General features: G+C 70.7%; 23 protein-coding genes. 6 read left to right on the plus strand and 17 right to left on the minus strand.

Annotated elements, in window-relative coordinates:
* Positions 1–4 precede the first annotated feature (4 nt).
* The 14 genes from ACTWQO_RS35730 to ACTWQO_RS35795 form a co-directional block, all read right to left on the minus strand.
* Positions 5–646, minus strand: a complete 642-nt coding sequence (locus tag ACTWQO_RS35730; RefSeq protein ID WP_443241534.1) for a phosphorylase family protein — start codon at positions 644–646, stop codon at positions 5–7.
* Entirely contained in the window at positions 646–2,637 is a 1,992-nt protein-coding gene (gene shc, locus ACTWQO_RS35735) for a squalene--hopene cyclase (protein ID WP_443241535.1), read from the minus strand. The genes ACTWQO_RS35730 and shc overlap by 1 nt, the downstream gene beginning before the upstream one ends.
* A gap of 116 nt (positions 2,638–2,753) precedes the next feature.
* Complete coding sequence (locus tag ACTWQO_RS35740) at positions 2,754–3,818, minus strand: polyprenyl synthetase family protein (RefSeq protein ID WP_443241553.1); 1,065 nt, start codon at positions 3,816–3,818, stop codon at positions 2,754–2,756.
* 68 nt (positions 3,819–3,886) lie between these two features.
* A complete protein-coding gene (gene hpnE / locus ACTWQO_RS35745; protein WP_443241536.1) occupies positions 3,887–5,317 on the minus strand; it encodes a hydroxysqualene dehydroxylase HpnE in 1,431 nt (476 codons plus the stop codon).
* Positions 5,314–5,454 carry a DUF6380 family protein gene (locus ACTWQO_RS35750; protein ID WP_443241537.1) on the minus strand — a complete coding sequence of 47 codons (141 nt, stop codon included), beginning with the start codon at positions 5,452–5,454 and terminating at the stop codon, positions 5,314–5,316. Before ACTWQO_RS35750 ends, hpnE begins: the two co-directional genes overlap by 4 nt.
* Positions 5,454–6,404, minus strand: a complete 951-nt coding sequence (gene hpnD, locus ACTWQO_RS35755; RefSeq protein WP_443241538.1) for a presqualene diphosphate synthase HpnD — start codon at positions 6,402–6,404, stop codon at positions 5,454–5,456. Before hpnD ends, ACTWQO_RS35750 begins: the two co-directional genes overlap by 1 nt.
* Positions 6,401–7,303, minus strand: a complete 903-nt coding sequence (hpnC, locus tag ACTWQO_RS35760) for a squalene synthase HpnC (RefSeq protein WP_443241539.1) — start codon at positions 7,301–7,303, stop codon at positions 6,401–6,403. The genes hpnD and hpnC overlap by 4 nt, the downstream gene beginning before the upstream one ends.
* A gap of 386 nt (positions 7,304–7,689) precedes the next feature.
* Positions 7,690–8,469, minus strand: coding sequence for an ABC transporter ATP-binding protein (locus ACTWQO_RS35765; protein ID WP_443241540.1), 780 nt, complete (start codon positions 8,467–8,469; stop codon positions 7,690–7,692).
* Positions 8,462–9,391 carry an ABC transporter permease gene (locus ACTWQO_RS35770; RefSeq protein WP_443241541.1) on the minus strand — a complete coding sequence of 310 codons (930 nt, stop codon included), beginning with the start codon at positions 9,389–9,391 and terminating at the stop codon, positions 8,462–8,464. Before ACTWQO_RS35770 ends, ACTWQO_RS35765 begins: the two co-directional genes overlap by 8 nt.
* A 97-nt stretch (positions 9,392–9,488) precedes the next feature.
* A complete protein-coding gene (locus ACTWQO_RS35775; protein WP_443241554.1) occupies positions 9,489–10,361 on the minus strand; it encodes a glycosyltransferase family 2 protein in 873 nt (290 codons plus the stop codon).
* A gap of 8 nt (positions 10,362–10,369) precedes the next feature.
* Positions 10,370–11,149, minus strand: a complete 780-nt coding sequence (locus tag ACTWQO_RS35780; RefSeq protein WP_443241542.1) for a CDP-alcohol phosphatidyltransferase family protein — start codon at positions 11,147–11,149, stop codon at positions 10,370–10,372.
* Positions 11,127–12,188, minus strand: a complete 1,062-nt coding sequence (locus ACTWQO_RS35785) for an iron-containing alcohol dehydrogenase family protein (protein WP_443241543.1) — start codon at positions 12,186–12,188, stop codon at positions 11,127–11,129. Before ACTWQO_RS35785 ends, ACTWQO_RS35780 begins: the two co-directional genes overlap by 23 nt.
* Positions 12,176–12,928: a phosphocholine cytidylyltransferase family protein gene (locus tag ACTWQO_RS35790; protein WP_443241544.1), complete on the minus strand. Its 753-nt coding sequence runs from the start codon at positions 12,926–12,928 to the stop codon at positions 12,176–12,178. The genes ACTWQO_RS35785 and ACTWQO_RS35790 overlap by 13 nt, the downstream gene beginning before the upstream one ends.
* Positions 12,925–14,712, minus strand: coding sequence for a DUF5941 domain-containing protein (locus tag ACTWQO_RS35795; RefSeq protein WP_443241545.1), 1,788 nt, complete (start codon positions 14,710–14,712; stop codon positions 12,925–12,927). The genes ACTWQO_RS35790 and ACTWQO_RS35795 overlap by 4 nt, the downstream gene beginning before the upstream one ends.
* 405 nt (positions 14,713–15,117) lie before the next feature.
* Here ACTWQO_RS35795 and ACTWQO_RS35800 point away from each other — a divergent pair, with 405 nt between their 5' ends.
* Together ACTWQO_RS35800 and idi are read left to right on the plus strand one after the other, a co-directional pair.
* Positions 15,118–16,056 (plus strand): cation diffusion facilitator family transporter, encoded by a 939-nt coding sequence (locus ACTWQO_RS35800; RefSeq protein ID WP_443241546.1) that lies wholly within the window; start codon positions 15,118–15,120, stop codon positions 16,054–16,056.
* Positions 16,057–16,352: 296 nt separating this feature from the next.
* Entirely contained in the window at positions 16,353–16,946 is a 594-nt protein-coding gene (gene idi / locus ACTWQO_RS35805) for an isopentenyl-diphosphate Delta-isomerase (RefSeq protein WP_210575369.1), read from the plus strand.
* Positions 16,947–16,952: 6 nt separating this feature from the next.
* Here the strand turns inward: idi and ACTWQO_RS35810 are convergent, their stop codons facing one another.
* Positions 16,953–17,462: an ATP-binding protein gene (locus ACTWQO_RS35810; RefSeq protein ID WP_443241555.1), complete on the minus strand. Its 510-nt coding sequence runs from the start codon at positions 17,460–17,462 to the stop codon at positions 16,953–16,955.
* Between the two features lie 209 nt (positions 17,463–17,671).
* Here ACTWQO_RS35810 and ACTWQO_RS35815 point away from each other — a divergent pair, with 209 nt between their 5' ends.
* A complete protein-coding gene (locus tag ACTWQO_RS35815) occupies positions 17,672–18,421 on the plus strand; it encodes an enoyl-CoA hydratase/isomerase family protein (RefSeq protein WP_443241547.1) in 750 nt (249 codons plus the stop codon).
* Here ACTWQO_RS35815 and ACTWQO_RS35820 read toward each other — a convergent pair.
* Both ACTWQO_RS35820 and ACTWQO_RS35825 read right to left on the minus strand, forming a co-directional pair.
* The gene (locus ACTWQO_RS35820) at positions 18,408–19,043 is read right to left on the minus strand and encodes a DJ-1/PfpI family protein (protein WP_443241548.1); all 636 of its coding nucleotides are present in this window, start codon (positions 19,041–19,043) and stop codon (positions 18,408–18,410) included. The genes ACTWQO_RS35815 and ACTWQO_RS35820 overlap by 14 nt on opposite strands.
* 21 nt (positions 19,044–19,064) lie before the next feature.
* Entirely contained in the window at positions 19,065–20,024 is a 960-nt protein-coding gene (locus ACTWQO_RS35825; RefSeq protein ID WP_443241549.1) for a GlxA family transcriptional regulator, read from the minus strand.
* Positions 20,025–20,137: 113 nt separating this feature from the next.
* Between ACTWQO_RS35825 and ACTWQO_RS35830 the strand changes: the two genes are divergently transcribed.
* The 3 genes from ACTWQO_RS35830 (at position 20,138) to ACTWQO_RS35840 (ending at position 23,721) form a co-directional block, all read left to right on the plus strand.
* Entirely contained in the window at positions 20,138–21,007 is an 870-nt protein-coding gene (locus tag ACTWQO_RS35830) for an SCO6745 family protein (RefSeq protein ID WP_443241550.1), read from the plus strand.
* Positions 21,008–21,089: 82 nt separating this feature from the next.
* The gene (locus tag ACTWQO_RS35835) at positions 21,090–21,221 is read left to right on the plus strand and encodes an LPFR motif small protein (protein ID WP_268867491.1); all 132 of its coding nucleotides are present in this window, start codon (positions 21,090–21,092) and stop codon (positions 21,219–21,221) included.
* Between the two features lie 121 nt (positions 21,222–21,342).
* Positions 21,343–23,721, plus strand: coding sequence for a Tex family protein (locus ACTWQO_RS35840; protein WP_443241551.1), 2,379 nt, complete (start codon positions 21,343–21,345; stop codon positions 23,719–23,721).
* Positions 23,722–23,755: the final 34 nt, after the last annotated feature.

A 23,755-nucleotide genomic window follows, 5' to 3' on the forward strand; every position in this document is an offset into this window, starting at 1 on the left:
TGGCTCACCTCCGGGGGAGCAGCAAGGAACGGTGCCATTCGTAGAAAGCAGGAAGAACGGAACGCAATACGCGGAACGCTGATATTCCTCCGCGCAATGTGCCGATCCGGACGAGTTCATGTTCTGGAGCGTCCACGACCACCCGGACGGCCGCAACCGGGCGCGGGCCCGTGCGTACGGCGCTCAGGAGCGTGGCCGCGGACTCCATGTCGGCCGCGATCGCGCCGGTCGCGAGGAGATCGGACCGTTCCTGACCGCGTACGACATGATCGGAGCCGGTGAGCGGCCCGGTGTGGACCGTGCGGCCGGGTGCGGCGCGCACCAGCTCCTTGACGAGTAGGTCGGTCCCGACGCACGGAACGGTTCCGTCCGGGTCCCGGGTCTCCTCGGCGACGACCAGGTCGCCGGGGTGCATGCCCGGGGCGAGCCCCGCGCAGAAACCGGTCGCGAGCACGGCGGCCTCACCGAACGCCGGGTCGGCAAGGACCCGGGCGACGGACCGCTCCGCCGCCTTGGGCCCCATCCCGGTACGCAGGACGGTGACCGGCCCGCCGGCGCCGCCACGATCGCTCAGGCGCAGGGCAAGGCGCTCGATGCCGAGCGCGCAGGCGATCAGCAGCGGGGCGGAGGCGGGCTGGGGGCTCATCAACCCTCCTCGGCCTTGGAGAACGGTTCTCCATGGACGTACCGGCCGAGCGCGGTGAGCGGGAAGACCTGCCGGTAGAGGTGGTAGTTGATCGAGAAGTCCCACGGGAAGCCGGTCCCCGTGAAGTACGGCTCGTCCCAGGAGCCGTCCTCGCGCTGTGTGCTCGCGAGCCACTCGATGCCGCGCTCGACGGCCTTGGAGTCCTTCTCGCCGGCCGCGAGCAGGGCGAGCAGCGCCCATGCCGTCTGGGAGGCGGTGGAGGCGCCCTTGCCGCTCCACTTCTTCACGTCGTGGTAGGAGCGCAGGTCCTCGCCCCAGCCGCCGTCGTCGTTCTGGACGGACTCCAGCCAGGCGACGGCCCGGCGGATCGCCGGGTGCGAGCCGGGCAGTCCGGCGGCGGTCAGCGCGGGCACCACGGACCCGGTGCCGTAGATGTAGTTGACGCCCCAGCGCCCGAACCACGAGCCGTCCGGCTCCTGTTCGGCGAGCAGCCACTCGATGCCGCGCCGGGTGCGCGGGTCATGGGCGTAGCCCTCGACCGCGAGCATCTCCACCACGTGGGCGGTGACGTCCGCGGACGGCGGGTCGATGACCTCGCCGAAGTCGCAGAACGGCAGCTTGTTGGGGAACATGCTGGTGTTGTCGACGTCGAAGGCCCCCCAGGCGCCGTTCTTCGACTGCATCCCGAGGTTCCAGCGCACCCCGCGGCCGATCGCCTTCTCCACCCGCTCCGGGTCGTGGTGCCGGATCCGGCGCAGCGCGAGGACGACCTCGGCGGTGTCGTCGATGTCGGGATAGTTGTCGTTGTGGAACTCGAACGCCCAGCCGCCGGGCGGCAGTTGGGGCCTGCGCACCGACCAGTCACCGGGCCGCACGATCTGCTCGCCGAGCATCCAGTCGGCGGCCTTCACCAGCTGCGGGTGGTCTGCGGGCACCCCCGCGTCGGCGAGCGCGATGGCCGCGAGGCAGGTGTCCCACACCGGAGACTGACAGGCCTCGATCATCCGCGCCCCGTCCTCACGCCAGACGGCGAAACGGTCCAACGACGCGAGCCCCTCGCGCATCACGGGGTGTTCGAGGTCGTAGCCGAGCAGGTACAGGGCGATGACCGAGTACACGGCGGGCGGCTGGATGCCGCCCCAGCAGCCGTCGTTCTCCTGCCGCTCGATGATCCAGCGGGCGGCGGAGTTCATCGCCGCCCGGCGCAGCCCGCGCGGGGCGAACTCGCGGTACTGGTGCAGCGCCTTGTCGAGCCGTTCGAAGACGCCGTCCCAACTCGCCGCGGGCGACGGTGCCTTGACCGGGTTCGGGTCGCGGGGGTCGGTGTGCAGTTCGTCGAGCGGGAAGGGCGCGGGCCGCACCGGACGCTTCGCGGAGACGATCGTCAGCGGGACGATGGTCTGCCGCGCCCAGCACCCGAAGTCGTAGATGTTGAGCGGGAACCACTTCGGGAAGTAGATGAGTTCCGGCGGGAGTTCGGGCAGGTCCTCCCACTTCCACCAGCCGAACAGCGCCAGCCAGATCCGGGTGAAGACCCGGGCGGCCGCGATGCCGCCCCGCTCACGGATCCAGGCCGAGGCCTTCGCCATGTGCGGCGCGTCCGGCGCGTCGCCGGCCAGCCGCAGGGCGACGTACGCCTCGATGGTGGTGGAGAGTTCGCCGGGTCCGCCGTAGAAGGTGGCCCAGGTGCCGTCCTCGCGCTGCTCGCCGCGGATGAACAGGGCGGCGGCACGGGTGGTGGCCTCGTCGCGGATGCCCAGGAACTGGCGCAGCAGCAGGTCCTCGGCGTCCATCGTGACGTTCGTCTCGAGGTCGCCCTTCCACCAGCCCTGGGTGTCCTGCCGGGAGAGCAGGAACTCGGTGGCACGCCCGATGGCGCGTGCGGCGGCCTCGTGCACCCCGGCCGCCAGGGGGGCGTCGATCTGTGTTTCGCTGGCCGAGGCTGCGCGGGGCGGGAGTGCCCCGGTGCTTCCGTCGGTCGTCGCTGTCATGGCTTCCCCTTCGTGCAGTCGTACGAGTCGTGCTGCTGTGGGTCCGCCGTCGACCGGTGCTCGTGCGTCCGTAGCACCGGCCGGCGACTACGCGAGGGTTGTTCGACCGATAATGATCATCTCTTCCGTACGACGACGAAGTCGGCGAGCGCCGCGAACTGTGCCCGCACCCGGTCGGGCATTTCGATGGCGTCGAGGGCTTCGATGGCGATGGTGTGCTGGCGGCGCGCCTCTTCGGCGGTCCACTCGCGCCCGCCCGCCTCCTCGATGAGAGCGGCACGGGCCGCGAACTCCTCCTCGGAGAAGTTCGCGAAGTCACTGCTCTTGGCGTCGGCGGCGAGGATCTCGCCGAGCCGCTCGGAGGCGGCGCCGCCCGCCGCGAGGGCGGCCACGACCGGCAGGGACTTCTTGCGCTGGCGCAGATCGCTCCAGGTCTGCTTGCCGGTGGAGACCGGGTCGCCCCAGATGCCGAGGAGGTCGTCGACGGCCTGGAAGGCGAGGCCGAGGTGGTAGCCGTACTTCTCCAGGGTGTCGGCGGTGCGGTCGTCCGCGCCGCCGAGCACGGCGCCGATGGAGCTGGCGCAGGCGAGCAGGGCGCCGGTCTTGTTGCCCTCCATGTCCAGGCACTCCTCGACGCTGACGCGGTCGCGGTGCTCGTAGGAGATGTCCTGCGCCTGGCCGTCGATGAGGGCGCGGGTCGCGGTGGTCAGCCGGCGGGTGGCGCGGCCGGCCTCGACGGTGCCGAGCTCCAGCAGGACCTCGTTGGCCAGGGCGAACAGGGCGTCGCCGACCAGGATCGCCTGGGCGGGCCCGTGCACCTTCCAGACGGTGTCGCGGTGCCGACGCTGTTCGTCGCCGTCCATCAGGTCGTCGTGCAACAGCGAGAAGTTGTGGACCAGTTCGACGGCGACCGCTCCGGGGATGCCGGCCTCGGGCGCCGCGCCGGTGACCTCGGCGGAGAGCACCGCGAGGGCGGGGCGTACGGCCTTGCCGCCATCACCGTCGGCGGGATTGCCCTGGGCGTCGATCCAGCCGAAGTGGTAGGCGGAAACGGTGTCCATGGGAGGGGCCAGGCGGTCGATCGCCGCCCGCAGTACCGGTGTGGCCAGGGACCGGCCGCGCTCCAGGAGCGCGGTCACGTCCACCGCGGTCCTTCGAGCGGCCGTCGAGGCCGGGGGCACAGTGGGCACAGTCTCTCCTCTTGTTGCGGTACCGGGGGTGCGGGGACCTGCCGCGCGCTGATGGAGCATCAGGCCGCCTCCTCGACTTCGAAGAGGTGGCGGGGGCGGGGCCGCCCCAGGGAGCTCAGCACGGCGTCCGCCGCACTCACACCACTGCGGACCGCACTCTCCATGGTCGCGGGCCACCCCGTGGCGGTCCACGCTCCGGCCAAGTAGAGGCCGGGGGCCTTGGTACGGGCGCCGGGCCGCAGCCGTCCGACGCCGGGGGTGGGAGCGAACGTGGCCGTGCGCTCCCTGGTCACGAAGAAGTCCGTCACCTCGGCACCGCGGGTGCCGGGCAACAGCCGTTCCAGCTCGGGCAGATAGCGCTCGCGCAGCTCGGCGACCGGTGCGTCGATCTCGTCCTGCGCCGCCGACTGCGACAGCGCCAGGTACTGACCGTTCTTCAGCCCGGAGGCGTCGGTCCGGTCGAAGACCCACTGCACCGGGGTGCCGAGGGCCGCGAAGAAGGGCTTGTGGAGCACCTTCCGGTCGTACACGACATGCACGTTGAGGATCGGCGCGGTGCCGATCTCCAGCAGCCGTTCCGGCGCGTCGAGGGCTCCGTCGGGCAGCAGATCGTGCGCTTCGCGGTGGGGTACGGCGAGGACGACGGCGTCCGCGCGAAGTGTCTCACCGGGAACCTGAACGCGTAGGCGCCCGTTGTCGTCAGTAGAGATGGAGGTGACTCGTGTACGGACCTCGGTACGCACGCCCGCGGAGTCGAGCGCCTTGCGGGCCAGCCGGTCATGCAGTTCACCCAGCGGGACGCGCGCCCAGCCGATGTCGGCCGCGCCCGGGTCGGACAGCAGACCGGTCTTGAACACCATCGCGGCGAGCCCCAGCGAGGCGTCGCCCGCGACCGCGTTGAGGGTGGCGACCCCGACCAGGTCCCACAGGGCCTCGACGGCACGCGCCGACTGACCGTGCGCGGTCAGCCAGCTGCCGAAGTCCTGCGTGTCCAGGGTCGGATCGGCGAGGTCCAGCCCCTTGAGCGCGAGCGCGGCCCGCCCGACCTTGGCGCGTTCGGCGAGCGAGAGATGCGGATACGTGGCCAGGCTGCGCCCCAGATGCAGGGGCACCGGCAGCGCGTCGCGCCGCAGCCTGCCGAGCCGCCGCCCCTCGGGCCTGGCGACATCGAGTACGGGCACGTCGAGACGATCCTGCAACGGCGCCAGCGCCGCTCCCCCGATGCGGTCGAGGAACCAGCGGTAGGCGGTGCAGCAGCGCAGATACACATGCTGTCCGTTGTCGACCGTCAACTCGCCGCGCTGGAAGGAGAAGGCGAGCCCGCCCAGACGCGGCCGGCCTTCGAGCAGGGTGACGCGCACTCCGGCGTCGGCGAGCGCGAGCGCGGCGGTGATCCCGGCGAGCCCACCGCCGACCACGACGGCGTCCCGCCCGGAGCGTGGCCCCGGCATGTCCGCGAGCGGCACCTCGGTCCGCGAGCCGTCGGTCATCGTGCACTCCCCCCTGCGCGGCCGCCGCGGTGCTTGAACGGTGCACGGCAGGCCGTCGCAGTCAGGGACGCCGCGCGGCACCGGAGGGTTGCCCGCCACTTTTCGCCGGTGGCATCACCTTGGACCGTTTTGTCCATCAGGCGCGCCTCCTGACGGTCCGCCGGGTCACATGCCGCGCGTCCAGGCCGGACAGGCCGCGCACGGCGACGTACGCCTTCTCGCGCCCGGGCAGCGAGACCCGGCCGCGCAGTACCGCCTCCGGATCGCGCTCGATGCGATCGAGGAGGCGGCGGTAGATGCCGGCCATGGCGGCGACGCAGGCGCCGCTGCGCCGGTCGAGCATGGGGAGCAGCCGGTAGCCCTCGGCGAAAAGGGCGCGGGCCCGACGCACTTCGAAGTGCACGAGACCCGCGAAGTCGGCGCCCTCCGGCGGTTTCGCCCCGCTGAACCCGGCCGAGCAGCCGAACTTGGCCAGGTCGTCGGCGGGTAGATAGGTGCGCCCGCCCTCGGCGTCCTCGCGGACGTCCCGCAGGATGTTGGTGAGCTGAAGCGCGAGCCCGAGCGTGTCGGCATACTCCGGCGCGCGCTCGGCGCCACGCGCCCCCCGCTCCGTACCGAACACCCCGAGCGAGAGCCGCCCGATGGCACCCGCCACACAGCGGCAGTACACCTTCAGGTCGTCCCAGGTCTCATAGGTCTCGCCGCGTACGTCCATCAGCACGCCGTCGATGAGCTCGTCCAGGCCGCCCAGCGGGATCGGGAACTGCTCGGCGGCGTGGGTCAGGGCGACCGCGACCGGGTCGGTGTCGTCCTCGTCGACCGCGTCCTGGCGGATCCGGGTCAGCAGCGCCCGGGTGTCCTCAAGTCTGGCGATCTTGACGTCGGGTGCCAGCGCGCCGTCGCCGATGTCGTCGACGCGGCGCGAGAACGCGTACAGCGCCGACATCGCGCGCCGCTTGTGCGTGGGCAGCAGTCTGATGCCATAGGCGAAGTTACGGGCCTGCTTTCCGGTGACGGCCTCGCAGTAGCTGTAGGCGGCGAGTACCGGTGCGGACACGTGTGTGGGAGAGTCCACGGTCCGGATCACCCCTCTCCTCGCAGAGTCAGGCCCACCTCGCGCAGCAACTGGATCTTGCCGGGCTTGGGCGGGCCGGGAAGTACGTCGTATTCGGCGGCGGCAATCGCATGGATTGTCGCCCTTCCCCCCGCCACGAACCCTGCGAGCAGCAGCTTCAACCTGCCGTGGACGCTACCCACCAGGGGGGCGCCTTCATTCAGCAGATCGCGGGCGCGTTGCGCTTCGTATGCAACCAGTGCGCGCACCGATGCGCCCGCGGTTTTCGCGGCGAGATCCGCCTCCTGGACATGAAAGCGCTTCATGTCGGCGGCGGGCAGATAGATACGGTCGCGGCCGAGATCCTCGGCGACGTCCTGGAGGTGCTCGACGATCTGCAGGGCCGTGCAGATCGCGTCGGAGCGCCTGACCCGCTCGGGGGTCTCGGTGCCGGTGACGGCGAGGACGAGACGGCCGACGGGGTTGGCGGACAGTTCGCAGTACGCAACGAGGTCGTCGTAGGTCTCGTAGCGGGTGACGAGTTGGTCCTGGCGGTTGGCGGCGATCAGGCCGAGAAAGGGGTCCGGGCTCAGCGCGCGGCGCCGGACGGTCGGTTGGAGGCGGCGCAGCAGCGGGTGACGCGGCGTCGAATCGAACACGCGGTGAAGGTCGGCCTCGAAGGCGTCCAGCATCAGCAGCCGGTCCTCGGCCTCCGCGGCCGGCACACCGAGCAGCCGGGCGTCGGCGCCCCCGGGGGCGAGATCGCCGTCGCCGATGTCGTCGACGAGGCGGGCGAAGCCGTACACGGCCATGAGGTCGGCGCGCCAGGCCCTGGGCAGGAAGAAGGGGGCCACGGGGAAGTTCTCGTCCGCGGCCTTGTCGAGGGTGCCGCGCTCCGGATCACCGGTCGGCGCGGTGCCGGTTCCCGTCACCGTTCGCTGCCCGGGGAGGGGACGGCACATGCTGCGTCGACCTGGGGAGTTTCCGTAGCCATTGCCGTCACATCTCCCGTTCTACACCGTCGACCCAATACACACTATTTCGGACACGCTACCCAGTCCTCGGCGCGGCTGCCCTGGCGTGGGGTGTCGCGCATTATCGCCCCACTTGCCGCTTATCGGGACCGGTACAGCTTACGTTGTACAACGCAACATGGACCGTCGGGGTGTCCTGCGCATCACAAGAACACACCGATTGGCATCAAGATTCCTAGGGTCGACCGAAGTTGACGTTTCCTTTGCAGACGCGGAGCCCCGCCGGAAGGGTTCCTGCGGGGCCCTGGGAAGCGTGATGGGCTTTTCGCCCGGGTCCGGGTGGACTACTTGCCCGTGAACTTCTCGTACTCCTTGATGACCTCTTCGGTAGGTCCGTCCATGCGCAGCTCGCCGCGTTCCAGCCACAGGACGCGGTTGCAGGTGTCGCGGATCGACTTGTTGTTGTGACTGACGAGGAACACGGTGCCGGCTTCCTTGCGCAGTTCACGGATGCGTTCCTCGGAGCGCTTCTGGAACTTGCGGTCGCCGGTGGCCAGCGCCTCATCGATCATCAGGACGTCGTGGTCCTTGGCGGCGGCGATGGAGAAGCGCAGCCGGGCCGCCATGCCGGAGGAGTAGGTGCGCATGGGCAGGGTGATGAAGTCGCCCTTCTCGTTGATGCCGGAGAAGTCGACGATCTGCTGGTAACGCTCCTTGATCTCCTCACGGGACATGCCCATGGCGAGCCCGCCCAATATGACGTTCCGCTCGCCGGTGAGGTCGTTCATCAGGGCCGCGTTCACCCCGAGCAGGGAGGGCTGGCCGTCGGTGAAGACCTTGCCGCTCTCGGCGGGGAGCAGGCCGGCGATGGCGCGCAGCAGTGTCGACTTGCCGGAACCGTTGGAGCCGATCAGGCCGATGGCCTCGCCGCGGTAGGCGACGAAGGACACGCCGCGCACGGCGTGCACCTTGCGCACTCCGCGTTCCTCGCCGCGCTTGAGTATGCGGCTGAGCGCTGCGGTGGCGCTGCCCTTGCCGGTCTTGGCGCCGTTGACGCGGTAGACGATGTGCAGGTCGTCGGCGATGACGGTGGGGATCAGCTCGTCCCTCGGGTGCTCAGCCACGGCCGTACCTCTCCTCCGCCTTCCAGAAGTAGACGAAGCCGCCGACGGCGAGCAGCACGGCCCAGCCGAGCGCGGCCGCCCACACATGGTCCGGGAGGCTCTCGGAGCCGTAGCCGTCGATGAGCGCGAAGCGCATCAGGTCCATGTAGATGGCGGCCGGGTTCCACTGCAGGACGTTGGCGATCCACTGGGGCTTGTCGGCCAGCATGATCGGGATGGAGTACATCACGCCGGACGCGTACATCCACGTACGCATCACGAACGGCATCAGCTGCGCGAGGTCCGGGGTCTTGGAGCCGGCCCGGGCCATGATCAGCGCGAGGCCGGTGTTGAAGAGGAACTGCAGGGCGAGCGCCGGGACGATCAGCGGCCAGGACATGTCCGGGAAGCTGCCGAAGACCATGGTGATGGCGAACAGCACGATCATCGAGTAGAGCAGCTGCTGAAGCTGCTGGAGCGCGAAGGACACCGGCAGCGAGGCGCGCGGGAAGTGCAGGGCGCGGACCAGGCCGAGGTTGCCGGAGATCGCGCGGACACCCGCCAGCACCGAGCTCTGTGTGAAGCTGAACACGAAGACGCCGGTGACCAGGAACGGGATGTACACCTCGCGGGACATGCCCCGGTCGGCCTCGAGGATGACGCCGAAGATGAAGAAGTACACGGCCGCGTTCAGCAGCGGGGTGACCACCTGCCAGAGCTGGCCGAGCTTCGCCTGGCTGTACTGGGCGGTCAGCTTCGCCCGGGAAAAGGCGAGGATGAAGTGACGCCGGTCCCAGAGCTGGCGGACGTATTCCACGAGTGAGGGGCGGGCGCCGCTCACGGACAGTCCGTACTTCGCGGCGAGCTGGGCCGCGGTCAGTCGCTCGTCGGGCGACGGAGCCGCGCTCACCGCGACTCCACCGTCGTGCGTTGTCTCACTCACCAAAAGAAACTTTCGTCTTCGAGATGCGCAGCCTGTGCGGGCAGGGCATGAGCCGGCGGCCGTGGGTGACGGCCGGGTGCTCTCAGGACCGAGCTTGTCAGATGACGGGGGGTCGGCCCAGTCGAGTCAGCCGCCACACCGTACGCCACTTCATGGGCCTGCGGGGCCCGCACTCGGTCGTCCAGCCTTCCCGGAACCCGCCGAACCATGCCCTGAGCGCGGGCCGCGTGGGGCGGCGCAGCAGGGTGAGCAGCATCCAGACGCCGAGGTAGACGGGGACCAGGGGCGCGGGGAGGTTGCGGCGGGCGAGCCATACGCGGTTGCGGGCGACCATGCGGTGGTAGACCGCGTGCCGCGAGGGCGCGGTCGTGGGGTGGTACAGCACCATGTCGGACCGGTAGTCGATCATCCAGCCCGCGTCGAGGGCCCGCCATGCGAGGTCGGTTTCCTCGTGTGCGTAGAAGAATTCGTCCGGGAGCCCGCCGACTTCGGCGAGGACCTGGGTGCGTACGGCGTTGGCGCCGCCGAGGAACGTGGTGACCCGGGAGGAGCGCAGCGGGTCGGAGGCGCGCAGCCTGGGCACATGGCGGCGCTGGGTCTCGCCGGTGTCCGGGTCGGCGATGCGGAAGCTGATGATGCCGAGCTTCGGGTCGGCCGCGAAGGCCTGGCGGCACAGCTCGGCGGTGTCGTGGTGGGCGAGCAGGCCGTCGTCGTCGAGAAAGAGCAATATGTCGACATCACGGCCGCTGGGCCCGAAGGCCTCGATACCGACGTTGCGGCCGCCGGGGATGCCGAGGTTCTCCGGCAGCTCGATCGTGCGGACGCCGTCGGGGACGTCGGGGACGGGCGAGCCGTTGCCGACGACGACCGCCTCGACCGGGTCGCCGTCCTGCTTGGCGACCGAGTCGAGCAGGGCCCTGAGCTCCTCGGGGCGGTTGCCCATGGTGATGATGACCGCCCCGGCCTTCATCCCGGGGCTCACCGGAGCCTGCTCGACACGAGGATGGACACCAGGTGCAGCAAGGTCTGCAGCAGCGCGATGCCGGCCAGCACCGCGACGCCGAGCCGGGAGAAGAACAGGTCGCCGCGCATCGTGTCCAGCACGGCCAGGACCAGGATCAGCAGCGACGCCTCGATACCGAGCACCAGCCGGTGGAACTTCAGGGCCGCGGCCGCTCTGCGGGCCAGCGCCATTCCGGAGGAACGCGGCTCGGACGCCGCCTCCTTGACCGGCGGCAGTCCGCCCTGATGGCGGGCGACGCCGACGAGGTCGGTCTCGGCCTTGATCAGGATCGCGCCGAGAGCGGCCAGGGTGCCGAGGAACGCCCACAGCCAGTCGATGCGCCCGGAGCCCCACAGGTCGGCGGCGCGCAGGCCGAAACCGACGAGCACGGCGGCATCGCACAGATAGGCACCGACCCGGTCCAGGTAGACCCCGCCGAGCGAGAACTGCTGCTTCCAGCGCGCCACTTCGCCGTCGACGCAGTCGAGCAGCAGATAGAGCTGGACCATCAGCACGCCGAGCAAGGCGCCCGCGATCCCCGGCACCAGCAGGGCGGGGGCCGCGAGCACGCCGCAGAGGGTCATCAGGTACGTGAGCTGGTTGGGCGTGACCTTGGTGTTCACCAGGGAACGCGTGATCCGCAGGGACACCTCGCGCATGTAGAGGCGTCCCGCCCAGTGCTCACCGCTGCGCCGGTCCTTGACCCCGGCGGGGTGCACGACCGGGCGGAGTTCAGCTACCGATGGCCTTGACATAGTCGGCGTAGGTGTCCTTGATCTGGTCGGTGGTGAGGTCGAGGTGTTCGAGGATCGTGTAGCGGCCGGGCCGGGTCTGCGGGGCGAACTTCACGACCTCGATGAACTCCTCGGTCGTGAAGCCGATCTCCTCCGGCAGCACCGGCAGTCCGTGCCGGCGCAGCACCTCGGCCATGTGGACCGACTCCTCGTGGGCTCCGCGCAGCCACATCGCGAAGGCGGCGCCCAGGCCGCACTGCTCGCCGTGGGCGGCGGCGCGACGCGGGTGAAGCAGGTCGAAGGCGTGGTTGATCTCGTGGCAGGCCCCGGAGGAGGGGCGGGAGTCGCCCGACACGGACATGGCGATGCCGCTGAGCACCAGCGCCTCGGCGAGCACCTGGAGGAAGTCGTTGTCCCCGATGCCGCCGGGGTGCCGGAGCACGGCCTCGCCGGCCTGGCGGGCCATGGCCGCGGCGAGGCCGTCGATCTTCTCGCCCTTGACGCGGACCGCGAGTTCCCAGTCCGCGATCGCCGAGATGTTGGAGATCGCGTCGCCGATGCCGGCGCGCACGAACCGGGCAGGCGCCTCGCGGATCACGTCCAGGTCGATGACGACGGCGATCGGGTTGGGCACGCCGTACGAGCCGCGGCCCGCGTCGTTGTCGAGGGTGGCGACCGGCGAACAGAGGCCGTCGTGCGCGAGGTTGGTCGGTACGGCGACCAGCGGCAGGCCGACCCGCGCCGCGGCGAACTTGGCGCAGTCGATGATCTTGCCGCCGCCGAGCCCGACGACCGCGTCGTAGTGGCCGGCCTTCATCTCGGCGGCCAGCCGGATCGCGTCGTCGAGGGTGCCGCCGTCCACCTCGTACCAGGTGGCGCCGGGCAGCGAGGGGGCGATGCGCTCACGCAGCTTGGCGCCGGAGCCGCCGCTGACCGCGACGGCGAGCTTGCCGGAGTGCGAGATGCGCTCGTCGGCGAGCACGTCGCCCAGGTCGTCGAGGGCACCCGGGCGGATGTCGACGACGACCGGTGAGGGGATGAGCCTGGTCAGTAGCGGCACGCGATCTCCCGTCCCCGGGCGAGATCGTCGTGGTTGTCGATCTCGACCCAGTCGACCTCGCCGATCGGCGCCACGTCGATACGGAAGCCGCGGTTCACCAGCTCCTGGTAGCCGTGCTCGTAGAACTGCTGCGGGTCGGTCTCCCAGACGGTCTTCAGCGCGTCGGCCAGCTCGGGGGCGGCGTCGCCCTCGATGAGCGTGACCCCGATGTACTCGCCGGTGGCCTCGGCGGGGTCCATCAGCTTGGTGATCTTCTGGACGCCCTTCTCGGGGTCCACGACGACCTTCATCTCCTCGTCCGCAAGCGACTTCACCGCGTCGAGGGCCAGGATGATCTTCTTGCCGTTACCGCGGGCGGCGAGCAGCGTCTTCTCGACGGAGACCGGGTGGACGGTGTCGCCGTTGGCGAGGATCACGCCGTCCTTGAGCGCATCACGGCCGCACCACAGGGAGTAGGCGTTGTTCCACTCCTCGGCCTTGTCGTTGTCGATGAGCGTGAGCGTGAGGCCGTACTTCGCCTCGAGGGCCGCCTTGCGCTCGTACACGGCTTCTTTGCGGTAGCCGACGATGACCGCGGCCTCGGTGAGGCCGATCTCGGCGAAGTTGGCGAGGGTGAGGTCCAGCACGGTCGGTTCGCCCTCGATGCCCGCGGGCCCCACCGGCACCAGTGCCTTCGGCAAGGTGTCGGTGTAGGGGCGCAGACGCCGTCCGGCGCCTGCCGCCAGCACGAGGCCGATCATGCGGGTTCTCCTTCGTCGTGTACGGCGGGTGCGCCTCCCAGATGAGAGGTCACCCAGAAGCGGATGCTCTCGACGAGCACCACCAGGGCGACGGCCCCGGCGAGGACCGTGAGCGCGACCTCGAACTGCGCGCCGGTGAGCAGCGCGGCCAGCACGACGACCACCAGCGTCCGGCCCTCGTGCCCGCCGACCGCCCGCACCAGCCACTTCGGCGGGGCGCCGGCGTTGCCGCGGATGCGATAGACCGTGTCGTAGTGATGGTAGGCGACAGCGGCCACCAGGCAGAAAGCCGCGGGAAGCGCCCCGTTCACCTCTGATTCAGCTGCCAGGATGAGGACGGTCCCGTATTCAGCGGCACGGAAGAAAGGCGGAATCAGCCAGTCCAGAGCGCCTTTGAGCCGGTTCTGGACGGCGACGGCGGACAGGACGACGTAGGCGAGGGCACACAGAACGGTCTGCCATCCGGCGCCCCAAAGTGCGGCGGAGATCACCACCAGGAGACCGCCGGCAAAAGCGGCGTAATAACCACCACGGGGAAAAGTGCCACGCCCCGCGCGAAGGACCAGTTCGGTCAGCGGACCGGAGTCCGCCAGATCCGCGAGCGCCTGCGCCGCCCGGCCGGTCCGCTGGGCCTTGCGCGTCAGCGAGCGCAGCACCCGGCCCGCCGTGGTGTACGTCGCCGCGAAGGCGCAGCCGATGAGCAGCGCGTAGAAGGTGATGCGGGGAGTGGTGACTGCCGTCAGGACCGCGATCATCGCCCAGCGCTCGCCGATCGGCAGGACGATCATCCGGCGCACCCAGACCGTCCAGCCGACGCTGTCGAGCTTGCCCGAAAGGGCCGCGGTGGGGCTGGTGTTGGCGGTGGCGTCGTGGTTCGCCTCGTTGAAGGAGAAGTCGACGACGTGCCGGCAGGTCTGGAGGATCATCGCGCCCAGCGCCAGGGCCCATACGTCGTCGCCGCCCCGGGCCGCGCCGAGGGCGAGGCCCGCGTAGTAGGCGTACTCCTTGGCCCGGTCGAACGTGGCGTCGAGCCAGGCACCGAGCGTCGAGTACTGCAGGGAGTAGCGGGCGAGCTGTCCGTCGGTGCAGTCCAGGACGAAGGAGAAGAGGAGCAGCAGTCCGGCGGCTATGAATCCGCCCCGGGTGCCGGTGGCCGCGCAGCCCGCCGCGATGAGCGCGGTGAGCAGGGAGGCGGTGGTGACCTGGTTCGGGGTGAGGCCGCGGCGGGCGCACCAGCGGGCCAGATAGCGCGAGTACGGGCTGATGCAGAAGGTCGTGAAGAAGCCGTCGCGGGCCTTCACGGCCGACTTCAGGCGTACGGCCTCGTCGTCGACGGCGGCGACGGCCTGCCGCGCCTCGTTGCGGGCCTGCGGATCGGCCGGGACGGCGGCGACGAGGCTGCCGAGGTCCGGGCGGTGCACGTCGGCGTCGAGGGCGGCGGCGATGCGGTCGGCGAGGCTGTCCACCAGCAGCGCGCCGCCGGCGGAGTTCTCGCGGGCCATCGCCCGGGTCAGCGCCTGACGGGCGCCGGGCTGGGCGGTCACGGCACCCGGGATCGCGGCGAGCGGGAAGCGCGGGTCGGTGAGGCCGAGGCGCAGGGCGTGCAGATGGCCGACGAAGCGGGTGTCGACGACGGCGACCCGCTGGTCAGCGGGGACAGCGGCGAGGAGCGTCTCCGCGTCGGCGGCGTCGGACGCGGTCCGCACCTCGAAGCCGAGTGACCGCAGATCACCCTCGATCGACGATCCGGGGACCGGCTGACCGGTGAGGATGGCGGTCGACACCCGAACTCACTCCCTGAGAATGCCGACGGTCCGCGCCGGTCTGTACATGGTGGGGACGCCCCTTGGCTGCACCAGGCGGGCGGCATGTCGGCAGAGGCTATCGGATGATGGGAAGGTCGTGTTCACCGACCGTTCATGGTCCGGTCGACACGATCTGCCTTCGCCTTTGCCGTGATCATCATCGGGGATCGCATGCCCTGGACACAAAATCGCGGTCGCAGAACGGATATTCGCGACAGGGAACGGTGCACGGCCACACGCGACTCAGACCGATCGCCTGGCGACTGACCTGCACTTCGTTTGCGCAGGTCAGGGCACATGACAACGGTGTTCAGTGCCGCGTTGCCCCATACCCCCCGCCCGTAGTTCACTGTGATCCCGACGGAATATTGGAGGGCTGCTGTCATGGGGGCTGGGCACGATCACGGGCATGCGCACGGCGCACCCGCCGGCGGTACGGCGACGGCTGCGTACCGCGGCAGGCTGCGCGTCGCGCTGTCGATCACGCTCGGCGTCATGGTGGTCGAGATCGTCGGCGGCATCGTCGCCGATTCGCTCGCCCTCGTCGCCGACGCGGCGCACATGGCGACGGACGCGCTGGGCCTCGGCATGGCCCTCCTCGCGATCCACTTCTCGGGCCGCCCGGCCACCGGCAAGCGCACCTTCGGGTACGCCCGCGCCGAGATCCTCGCCGCCCTCGCCAACTGTCTGCTGCTGCTCGGGGTCGGCGGCTATGTGCTGTTCGAGGCGATCCAGCGGTTCTTCACGCCGGCCGGCACCGAGGGCGGCCCGATGATCGTGTTCGGTCTGATCGGTCTGGTCGCGAACCTGGTGTCGCTGACGCTGCTGATGCGCGGCCAGAAGGAGAGCCTGAACGTGCGCGGCGCGTTCCTGGAGGTGGCGGCGGACGCGCTGGGCTCGGTCGCGGTGCTGATCTCCGCGGCCGTGATCCTCACCACGGGCTGGCAGGCCGCCGACCCGATCGCCTCGCTGGTCATCGGCCTGATGATCGTGCCCCGGACCATGAAGCTGCTGCGCGAGACCCTCGACGTCCTGCTGGAGTCGGCCCCCAAGGACGTCGACATGGCGGAGGTACGGGCGCACCTACTGGCCCTCGACGGCGTCGAGGACGTCCATGACCTGCACGCCTGGACGATCACCTCCGGCATGCCGGTCCTGTCCGTGCACGTCGTCGTGCGCTCCGACGTGCTGAACGCGATCGGCCACGAGAAGATGCTGCACGAGCTCCAGGGCTGTCTCGGCGACCACTTCGACGTCGAACACTGCACCTTCCAGCTGGAGCCCCGCGGGCACGCGGAGCACGAGGCACGGCTCTGCCACTGAAACCGGGTGGTGAAGCACCTCCGCAGCCGGCGCGTGTGCAGCGCGTTTGTAACCGGCGCACGTGGAGCGCATCGGTCCGGCGCACGGTTGCGTCCTCCCTCTCACAGCCCCACCCCAGGCGGTTCTCCGCTCGGGACACCGGGCACGATCAACAACCGGGCCCCTCTCCCGGACTTCGGCCGGCGACGGCCCCGCGGCCCGCGCCCGGCGCGGACATGCGGGCGTACTGCGAAGTGCCGGGAGTGCCGGATTCGTACGGCACACTTGGGGCGCGAAGACCGATGCGAAGGATGGGTATGCCGATCACACCTGCCACCGCGACGCACAGCTCGTCGAACGGCACCGCAGACGCGATCTTGCTGGAACTGGTCGACGAGAAGGGCGTGACGATCGGCACAGCGGAGAAGCTCGCCGCCCATCAGCCGCCGGGGCAGCTGCACCGCGCCTTCTCCGTGTTCCTCTTCGACGACCACGGCCGGCTGCTGCTCCAGCAGCGGGCGCTGGGCAAGTACCACTCCCCCGGCGTGTGGTCCAACACCTGCTGCGGCCACCCCTACCCGGGCGAGGCCCCCTTCGCGGCGGCGGCCCGGCGGACGTACGAGGAGCTGGGCGCCTCGCCCTCGCTGCTCGCCGAGGCGGGCACGGTCCGCTACAACCACCCTGACCCGGCCTCGGGCCTGGTGGAGCAGGAGTACAACCACCTCTTCGTCGGCATGATGCAGGCGCCGCTGCGGCCCGACCCGGAGGAGGTCGGCGCGACGGCCTTCGTGACCCCCGCCGAGCTGGCGGAGCGGCACGCGAAGGACGTCTTCTCCTCCTGGTTCATGACCGTGCTGGACGCCGCCCGTCCCGCGGTCAGGGAGCTGACGGGCCCGTCGGCCGGCTGGTGAGCGGGGTTACAGCACGCGCACGGGGGTGAGCGGCAGGGCGGCCCAGATCACCTTGCCGCCGCTCGCGGTGTGCTCGACGTCGCACACCCCGCCCGCCTCCCGGGCGATCTCGCGCACCAGCAGCAGCCCACGGCCGCCGGTCTGGCCGTGGTCGGCCTCCAGGGCGGTGGGGCGGTAGGGGTGGCTGTCCTCCACCGACACCCGCACCCACTCGGCGCCCACGGCGACCTCCACGGCGAGCATCGGCGACAGCAGCGCCGCATGCCGGACGGCATTCGTGACCAGCTCCGAGACGATCAGCAGCAGGCCCTGCACCAGGTCGTCCGAGACCGGCACCCCCTGACGGAACAGCAGGTCCCGCACGGCGTGCCGGGCCTGCGGGACCGACACGTCGACAGCCGGTGCGGTGAACCGCCAGACCCCCTCGTACGGCAGCGGATCGGGCGGCGGGCTGTCGAAGGGTCCCTCCGTGCCGCCGTCTGGGCGTGGGCCGGGCCCACGCCCGTGGTCATCCATGGTCCGGTCGCCACCCTTGCGCTCGATTGTCACCACATCTTGAGTGTTGGCATTCGGTCGCCGCGGCCCGGAGGACTGAACAGAAGTCAGCTGGTATCGAGCGGTTCTGATCGTTGGCGTATGACACGGTCAGTTGTGGGACTGCTCCTGTCCCCCTTGTGCCGACTTCACAAACTATTCGGGTTGTACGGGCGGATAGCATCCGGCGCATGGAGCCCCAGCTGCTGCACGGTGTCATCGACTCGGTGGCCACCGTCGTCATCCGTCATCCGGCCAAGCGCAACGCCATGACAGCCGACATGTGGCGGTCGCTGCCGCCGCTGCTCGACCGGCTGGCCGCCGACCCGGACGTACGAGCCCTGGTGCTGACCGGTGAGGGCGGGACGTTCTGTGCCGGCGCCGACATCTCCACGCTCCAGGGGTCGCCGGACGAGGCGCAGGGGCTCGCGGTGGGTGCGGAGGAGGCGCTGGCCGCGTTTCCGAAGCCGACGCTGGCGGCGGTTCGCGGGCACTGTGTGGGCGGCGGCTCGCAGCTCGCGGCGGCCTGTGATCTGCGGTTCGCCGAGGAGGGCGCGCTGTTCGGGGTGACGCCGGCGAAGCTGGGGATCGTGTATCCGGCGTCCTCCACGCGGCGGCTGGTGTCGCTCGTGGGTCCGGCGACGGCCAAGTACCTGCTGTTCTCGGGCGAGTTGATCGACGCGGAGCGGGCGCTGCGCACCGGTCTGGTCGACGAGGTGCTGCCCGAGGGCGAACTCGACAAGCGGGTCGCGGAGTTCGCCCGGATCCTGGTCTCCCGCTCCCAGCTGACGCAGGCCGCGGCGAAGGAGTTCGCGAACGGACGCACCGACCGCGACGCGCACTGGGCCGAGCAGGCGCGCGGCAGCGGCGACACCGCGGAGGGCGTCGCCGCGTTCCTGGAGCGCAGGCCGCCGCGCTTCACCTGGACTACGTCACGATGAACCGACCGCGCGCGCGGAGGGCGTCGACGATGTGCGCGGGCGCCTTCTGCGGTGACCCGGCGTCGTACGGCGGCTGAGGGTCGTACTCCGTGGCCAGTTGTACGGCCTGGGCGTGGTCGTCTCCGGCGATGCGCCCGAGCAGGGTGAGTGCCATGTCGATGCCGGACGAGACGCCGGCCGCGGTGACGTACTTGCCGTCGAGGACGACCCGCTCCCCCGTCGGTTCGGCGCCGAACCGCTTCAGCTGCTCCAGCGCCAGCCAGTGCGAGGTCGCCCGGCGGCCCCGGAGGAGTCCGGCGGCGGCGAGCAGCAGGGAGCCCGTGCACACGGAGGTGGTCCAGGTGCTGGTGGCGTCGACCGCGCGCAGCCAGTCCAGCAGGTGCTCGTCCTCCATCAGCGCGCTCTGCCCGGGTCCGCCGGCCACCACCACGATGTCGGGACTGGGCACCTCGGCCAGCGCCTTGTCGGCGGTGAGCGCGAGGGCTCCGTTGTCCGAGCGGACGGGTCCGGCCTCCTTGGCGACGAAGACGGTCTCCGCGTCCGGCGTGCGGGACAGGATCTCGTAGGGGCCGACGGCGTCGAGGGCGGTGAACCGGTCGAACACGACCAGGGCGATCTGCATCGGTTTCCTTTCGGCGGGCGTTCAGTGGGCGGGTGCGGGGCGGAAGCGGCGGCGGTACTCGGCCGGGGCCGTCCCCAGGGACTTCACGAAGGCGCGCCGCATGGCCTCGGGGGTGCCGTAGCCGCTGATGCGGGAGATCTCCTCGATGCCGTCGCTCGTGTCCTCCAGCAGGCGGCGGGCGTGTTCGAGGCGGACGCGGTCGACGTAGCGGCCGGGTGTCATGCCGGTCTCGGTCTGGAAGGCGCGGGCGAAGTGGCGGGGCGAGAGACGGGCGCGGGCGGCCAGCGCCTCCACGGTCAGATCGGCGTCCGGATGCTCGGTGATCCACTGCTGGACCTCACGGAGCGGTTCGCGCTGTGCGGTCTGGGCGGCGAGCTGGGCGCTGAACTGGGCCTGGTTTCCCGGACGGCGCAGGAAGACCACCAGGTGACGGGCGATCGTCAGGGCCACCTCGCGTCCCAGGTCCTCCTCGACCAGGGCGAGCGCGAGGTCGATGCCGGAGGTGACACCCGCCGACGTGGAGACCTGTCCGTCGCGGATGTAGATGGGGTCGGCGTCGACCCGCACGGCCGGGTGGTCGCCGGCCAGCTTGTCGGCGTACGCCCAGTGGGTCGTGGCGCGGCGGCCGTCCAGGAGGCCCGCCTCGGCGAGCAGGATCGCCCCGGTGCAGACGGAGACCAGGCGTTCGGCGCGCGGGCCGTGCTCGCGCAGCCAGTCGGTGAGAAGCGCGTCCGGGCGGCGGGTGCCCTGGCCGCCGGGGACGAGGAGGGTGTGCGGGTCGGGTACGGCGTCCAGGGCCCCGTCCGGTACGAGGGTCAGGCCGCTGGACGTGCGCACGGGGGCGCCGTCCACGGACGCCGTACGGATGCGGTACGTCCCCGGAGTGTGTTTCTCCGCGCCCGCGAAGACCTCCACCGGGCCGGTGACATCGAGACTCTGCACGCCGTCGAAGAGAACGACGAGAACGGTTCGCTGCGCCATGACTCCGATTCTTGGTGAGCCGGGGGATGGCCGCAATGACGAGTTCCCCACCTTTCCTGCCCTGGGACAGGGGGCGGTGGAGGACGAACCGACCGGTCAGTAATGTTCGCGGCATGACTGTTGCCACCATCGATCCACGTGCCGGTCGGCGCTGCCACAACGCGCTCAACGCCCTGCACTCCGCGCACTACTTCGCACCCGAGGTCGGCAAGGAGCTGGGCGAGCTCGGGGTCACGGACCCCAGGGCCGTCAACTTCGCCGTGCGGGCGGCCGCGTTGGGTCCGGTGGGGCCCGGGACGGTGGCGGCGGCGTTCTACAACTACAAGTACGAGCTGGTGGCCCGCCATGTGCCCGCGGTGTGGGCGATCGCCTCACCCGACGCCGTCCTGGCGGCACGCGCGCGTGGGGTCGATTCCGCGCTGCGCCGTCTCCTGGGTGAGCAGGTGGTCACCTCGCCGGAGATGGCGGAGGCCGCGCGTCTCGCGCTGCGGGCGGCCGAGGCCTGTACGCGCGGCGCCCGGCCGCTGTACGCCGCCCACGCCGACCTGCCGGTGCCCGAGGAACCGCATCTGGCGTACTGGCACGCGGCGACGCTGCTGCGTGAGCACCGGGGCGACGGGCATCTCACCGTGCTCGTGTCGGCCGGGCTCGACGGTCTGCAGGCACTGGTGACCCACACGGCGACCGGCAAGGGCTTCTCGCCGAAGTGGGTGTTCAGCACGCGAGGCTGGAGCCAGGAGGAGTGGGACGCGGCGAAGGTACGACTGCGGGAGCGCGGGCTGCTGGACGCGGCGGGCGAGCTGACCGAGCGGGGCGTCGCGCTCCGGGCGGAGATCGAGCAGGAGACCGACCGGCTGGACCGTGCCCCCTACGAACACCTGGGAGCCGAGGACGTGGAGCGACTGACGGAGCTGGCAACGGGGTTCGCCCGCGCCGCGGTCGCCGCCGGGGCGTTCCCCGGGGATCTGTTCGGCAAGGGCTGAACCGGCCACGGCGCATGGCGTGACCTGGGCGAGGTACTCGGTCTTTCCCGGCCACCGTGGCCGGAAGAGAAAGGGGATGCCCATGCTCCGTGCGATTGCGGACGTGTTGCGACAGATCGGTGGCGCGATCGCCACCGTGGTGACGTTGCCCTTCCGGGCGCTGGCCCGGCTGCTGGGCGGCGCCTCGGGCGGAGCGCGGCGACGCAGGGTCTGATGTCGCCCGCTGAGGACCTCGCGCCCGCCTCGACAGGGCCGGGGTGCCGACCCGATCCCCGATTGTCGGTGTCACCTGCCACAATTGCCGCGCAACCTCAGTGAGAAGGCGGTACGGGATCGTGACGACACCCGGGTCCCTCGAAGCAGGGTCCATCGAAGGCAGGATCGCCGAGGAGCTCGGCGTACGGGAGCGGCAGGTCAAGGCTGCCGTGGAGTTGCTCGACGGCGGTTCGACGGTGCCCTTCATCGCCCGCTACCGCAAGGAAGCGACCGAGATGCTCGACGATGCGCAGCTGCGCACGCTCGAGGAGCGGCTGCGCTATCTGCGGGAGCTGGAGGAGCGGCGGACGGCGATCCTCGACTCGGTGCGCGAGCAGGGCAAGCTCACCGACGAGCTGGAGGCACAGATCCGCGGCGCCGAGACCAAGGCGCGGCTCGAGGACATCTACCTGCCGTTCAAGCCGAAGCGGCGGACGAAGGCACAGATCGCGCGTGAGGCCGGTCTGGAGCCGCTCGCGGAGGGCCTGCTCGGCGATCCGACGATCGAGCCGCCGGCCGCGGCGGCGGCGTTCGTCGACGCGGACAAGGGAGTCGCCGATCCGCAGGCCGCCCTGGACGGCGCGCGAGCGATCCTCACCGAGCGGTTCTCGGAGGACGCCGACCTGATCGGTGAGCTGCGCGAGCGCATGTGGGTGCGCGGGCGCCTGGCCGCCAAGGTGCGCGAGGGCAAGGAGGAGGCGGGCGCCAAGTTCTCCGACTACTTCGACTTCGCCGAGCCGTTCACCGAGCTGCCCTCGCACCGGATCCTCGCCATGCTGCGCGGCGAGAAGGAGGAGGTCCTCGACCTCGTCCTGGAGCCGGAGGAGCCCACGGACGGGCCGTCGTCGTACGAGGGGATGGTCGCCGCGAAGTTCGGCGTCACCGATCGCGGCCGTCCCGCCGACAAGTGGCTCACGGACACGGTCCGCTGGGCCTGGCGCACCCGCATCCTCGTCCACCTCGGCCTCGACCTGCGCCTTCGGCTGCGTACGGCCGCCGAGGACGAGGCGGTCAACGTGTTCGCCGCCAACCTGCGCGACCTGCTGCTCGCCGCGCCGGCCGGCACGCGCGCGACGCTGGGGCTGGACCCGGGCTTCCGTACGGGCGTGAAGGTCGCCGTCGTCGACGCGACCGGCAAGGTCGTGGCGACCGATGTGATCCACCCGCACGTCCCGGCGAACCGGTGGGACGAGGCGATCGCCAAGCTGGCGCGACTGGCGAAGGAGCACGCGGTCGAGCTGATCGCGATCGGCAACGGCACGGCGTCCCGGGAGACCGACAAGCTCGCCGGTGAACTCATCACCAAGCACCCGGAGTTGAAGCTCACCAAGGTGATGGTGTCCGAGGCGGGCGCCTCCGTGTACTCGGCCTCCGCCTTCGCCTCGCAGGAGCTGCCGGACATGGATGTGTCCCTGCGCGGTGCGGTGTCGATCGCGCGCCGGCTCCAGGACCCGCTGGCCGAGCTGGTGAAGATCGACCCGAAGTCGATCGGTGTCGGCCAGTACCAGCACGACCTGTCCGAGGTGAAGCTGTCGCGCTCGCTGGACGCGGTGGTCGAGGACTGTGTGAACGGCGTCGGGGTCGACGTCAACACGGCCTCCGCGCCGCTCCTCGCGCGCGTGTCCGGCATCTCCTCGGGGCTCGCCGAGAACATCGTGTCGCACCGTGACACCAACGGCCCGTTCAAGTCGAGGTCCGAGCTGAAGAGCGTGGCACGGCTCGGCCCGAAGGCGTACGAGCAGTGCGCGGGCTTCCTGCGGATCCGGGGCGGCGACGACCCGCTGGACGCGTCGAGCGTTCACCCCGAGGCCTATCCCGTCGTACGGCGGATGGTGAAGACGTCCGGTCAGGAGGTCAACTCGCTCGTCGGCAACACGGCTGTACTGCGGTCGCTGAAGCCGCAGGAGTTCGTCGACGAGACCTTCGGTCTGCCGACCGTCACCGACATCCTCAAGGAGCTGGAGAAGCCGGGGCGCGACCCGCGGCCCGCGTTCAAGACCGCCACGTTCAAGGAGGGCGTCGAGAAGATCTCCGACCTGTCCTCCGGGATGGTCCTCGAAGGGGTCGTGACGAACGTGGCGGCCTTCGGGGCGTTCGTCGACGTCGGTGTCCACCAGGACGGGCTGGTGCATGTGTCCGCGATGTCGAAGACGTTCGTCAAGGATCCGCGCGATGTGGTCAAGCCCGGCGACATCGTCAAGGTGAAGGTCCTGGACATCGACATCCCGCGCAAGCGGATCTCCCTGACGCTGCGGCTGGACGACGAGGCCGCTCCGCAGGGCGGCGGACAGGGCGAGGGCGGCGAGCGGCGACAGCGAGGTGGGCGTCCTCCGCAGCAGCGGCAGGGCCGGGGAGGCGGCGGTGGCGGCTCGCGCCAGGCGCCCCCGCCGGGCAACAGCGCGATGGCCGATGCTCTTCGCCGGGCGGGGCTGGTCGATCCGAAGAAGGGCAGAAGGTAAGACACGCGGGCCCGGGGTCCCACGGCACAACGGA

Source organism: Streptomyces sp. 4N124, assembly GCF_052245395.1.
Classification (GTDB): Bacteria; Actinomycetota; Actinomycetes; order Streptomycetales; family Streptomycetaceae; genus Streptomyces.

Coding starts and splice junctions, on each gene's coding strand:
- ACTWQO_RS35810 (WP_443241555.1), bottom strand. CDS start 17,462: ATGGATGACCACGGGCGTGGGCCCGGCCCACGCCCAGACGGCGGCACG.
- ACTWQO_RS35775 (WP_443241554.1), bottom strand. CDS start 10,361: ATGAAGGCCGGGGCGGTCATCATCACCATGGGCAACCGCCCCGAGGAG.
- ACTWQO_RS35815 (WP_443241547.1), top strand. CDS start 17,672: ATGGAGCCCCAGCTGCTGCACGGTGTCATCGACTCGGTGGCCACCGTC.
- ACTWQO_RS35800 (WP_443241546.1), top strand. CDS start 15,118: ATGGGGGCTGGGCACGATCACGGGCATGCGCACGGCGCACCCGCCGGC.
- ACTWQO_RS35730 (WP_443241534.1), bottom strand. CDS start 646: ATGAGCCCCCAGCCCGCCTCCGCCCCGCTGCTGATCGCCTGCGCGCTC.
- shc (WP_443241535.1), bottom strand. CDS start 2,637: ATGACAGCGACGACCGACGGAAGCACCGGGGCACTCCCGCCCCGCGCA.
- ACTWQO_RS35835 (WP_268867491.1), top strand. CDS start 21,090: ATGCTCCGTGCGATTGCGGACGTGTTGCGACAGATCGGTGGCGCGATC.
- idi (WP_210575369.1), top strand. CDS start 16,353: ATGCCGATCACACCTGCCACCGCGACGCACAGCTCGTCGAACGGCACC.
- ACTWQO_RS35750 (WP_443241537.1), bottom strand. CDS start 5,454: ATGGACAAAACGGTCCAAGGTGATGCCACCGGCGAAAAGTGGCGGGCA.
- ACTWQO_RS35825 (WP_443241549.1), bottom strand. CDS start 20,024: ATGGCGCAGCGAACCGTTCTCGTCGTTCTCTTCGACGGCGTGCAGAGT.
- ACTWQO_RS35780 (WP_443241542.1), bottom strand. CDS start 11,149: ATGTCAAGGCCATCGGTAGCTGAACTCCGCCCGGTCGTGCACCCCGCC.
- ACTWQO_RS35790 (WP_443241544.1), bottom strand. CDS start 12,928: ATGATCGGCCTCGTGCTGGCGGCAGGCGCCGGACGGCGTCTGCGCCCC.
- ACTWQO_RS35820 (WP_443241548.1), bottom strand. CDS start 19,043: ATGCAGATCGCCCTGGTCGTGTTCGACCGGTTCACCGCCCTCGACGCC.
- ACTWQO_RS35830 (WP_443241550.1), top strand. CDS start 20,138: ATGACTGTTGCCACCATCGATCCACGTGCCGGTCGGCGCTGCCACAAC.
- hpnE (WP_443241536.1), bottom strand. CDS start 5,317: ATGACCGACGGCTCGCGGACCGAGGTGCCGCTCGCGGACATGCCGGGG.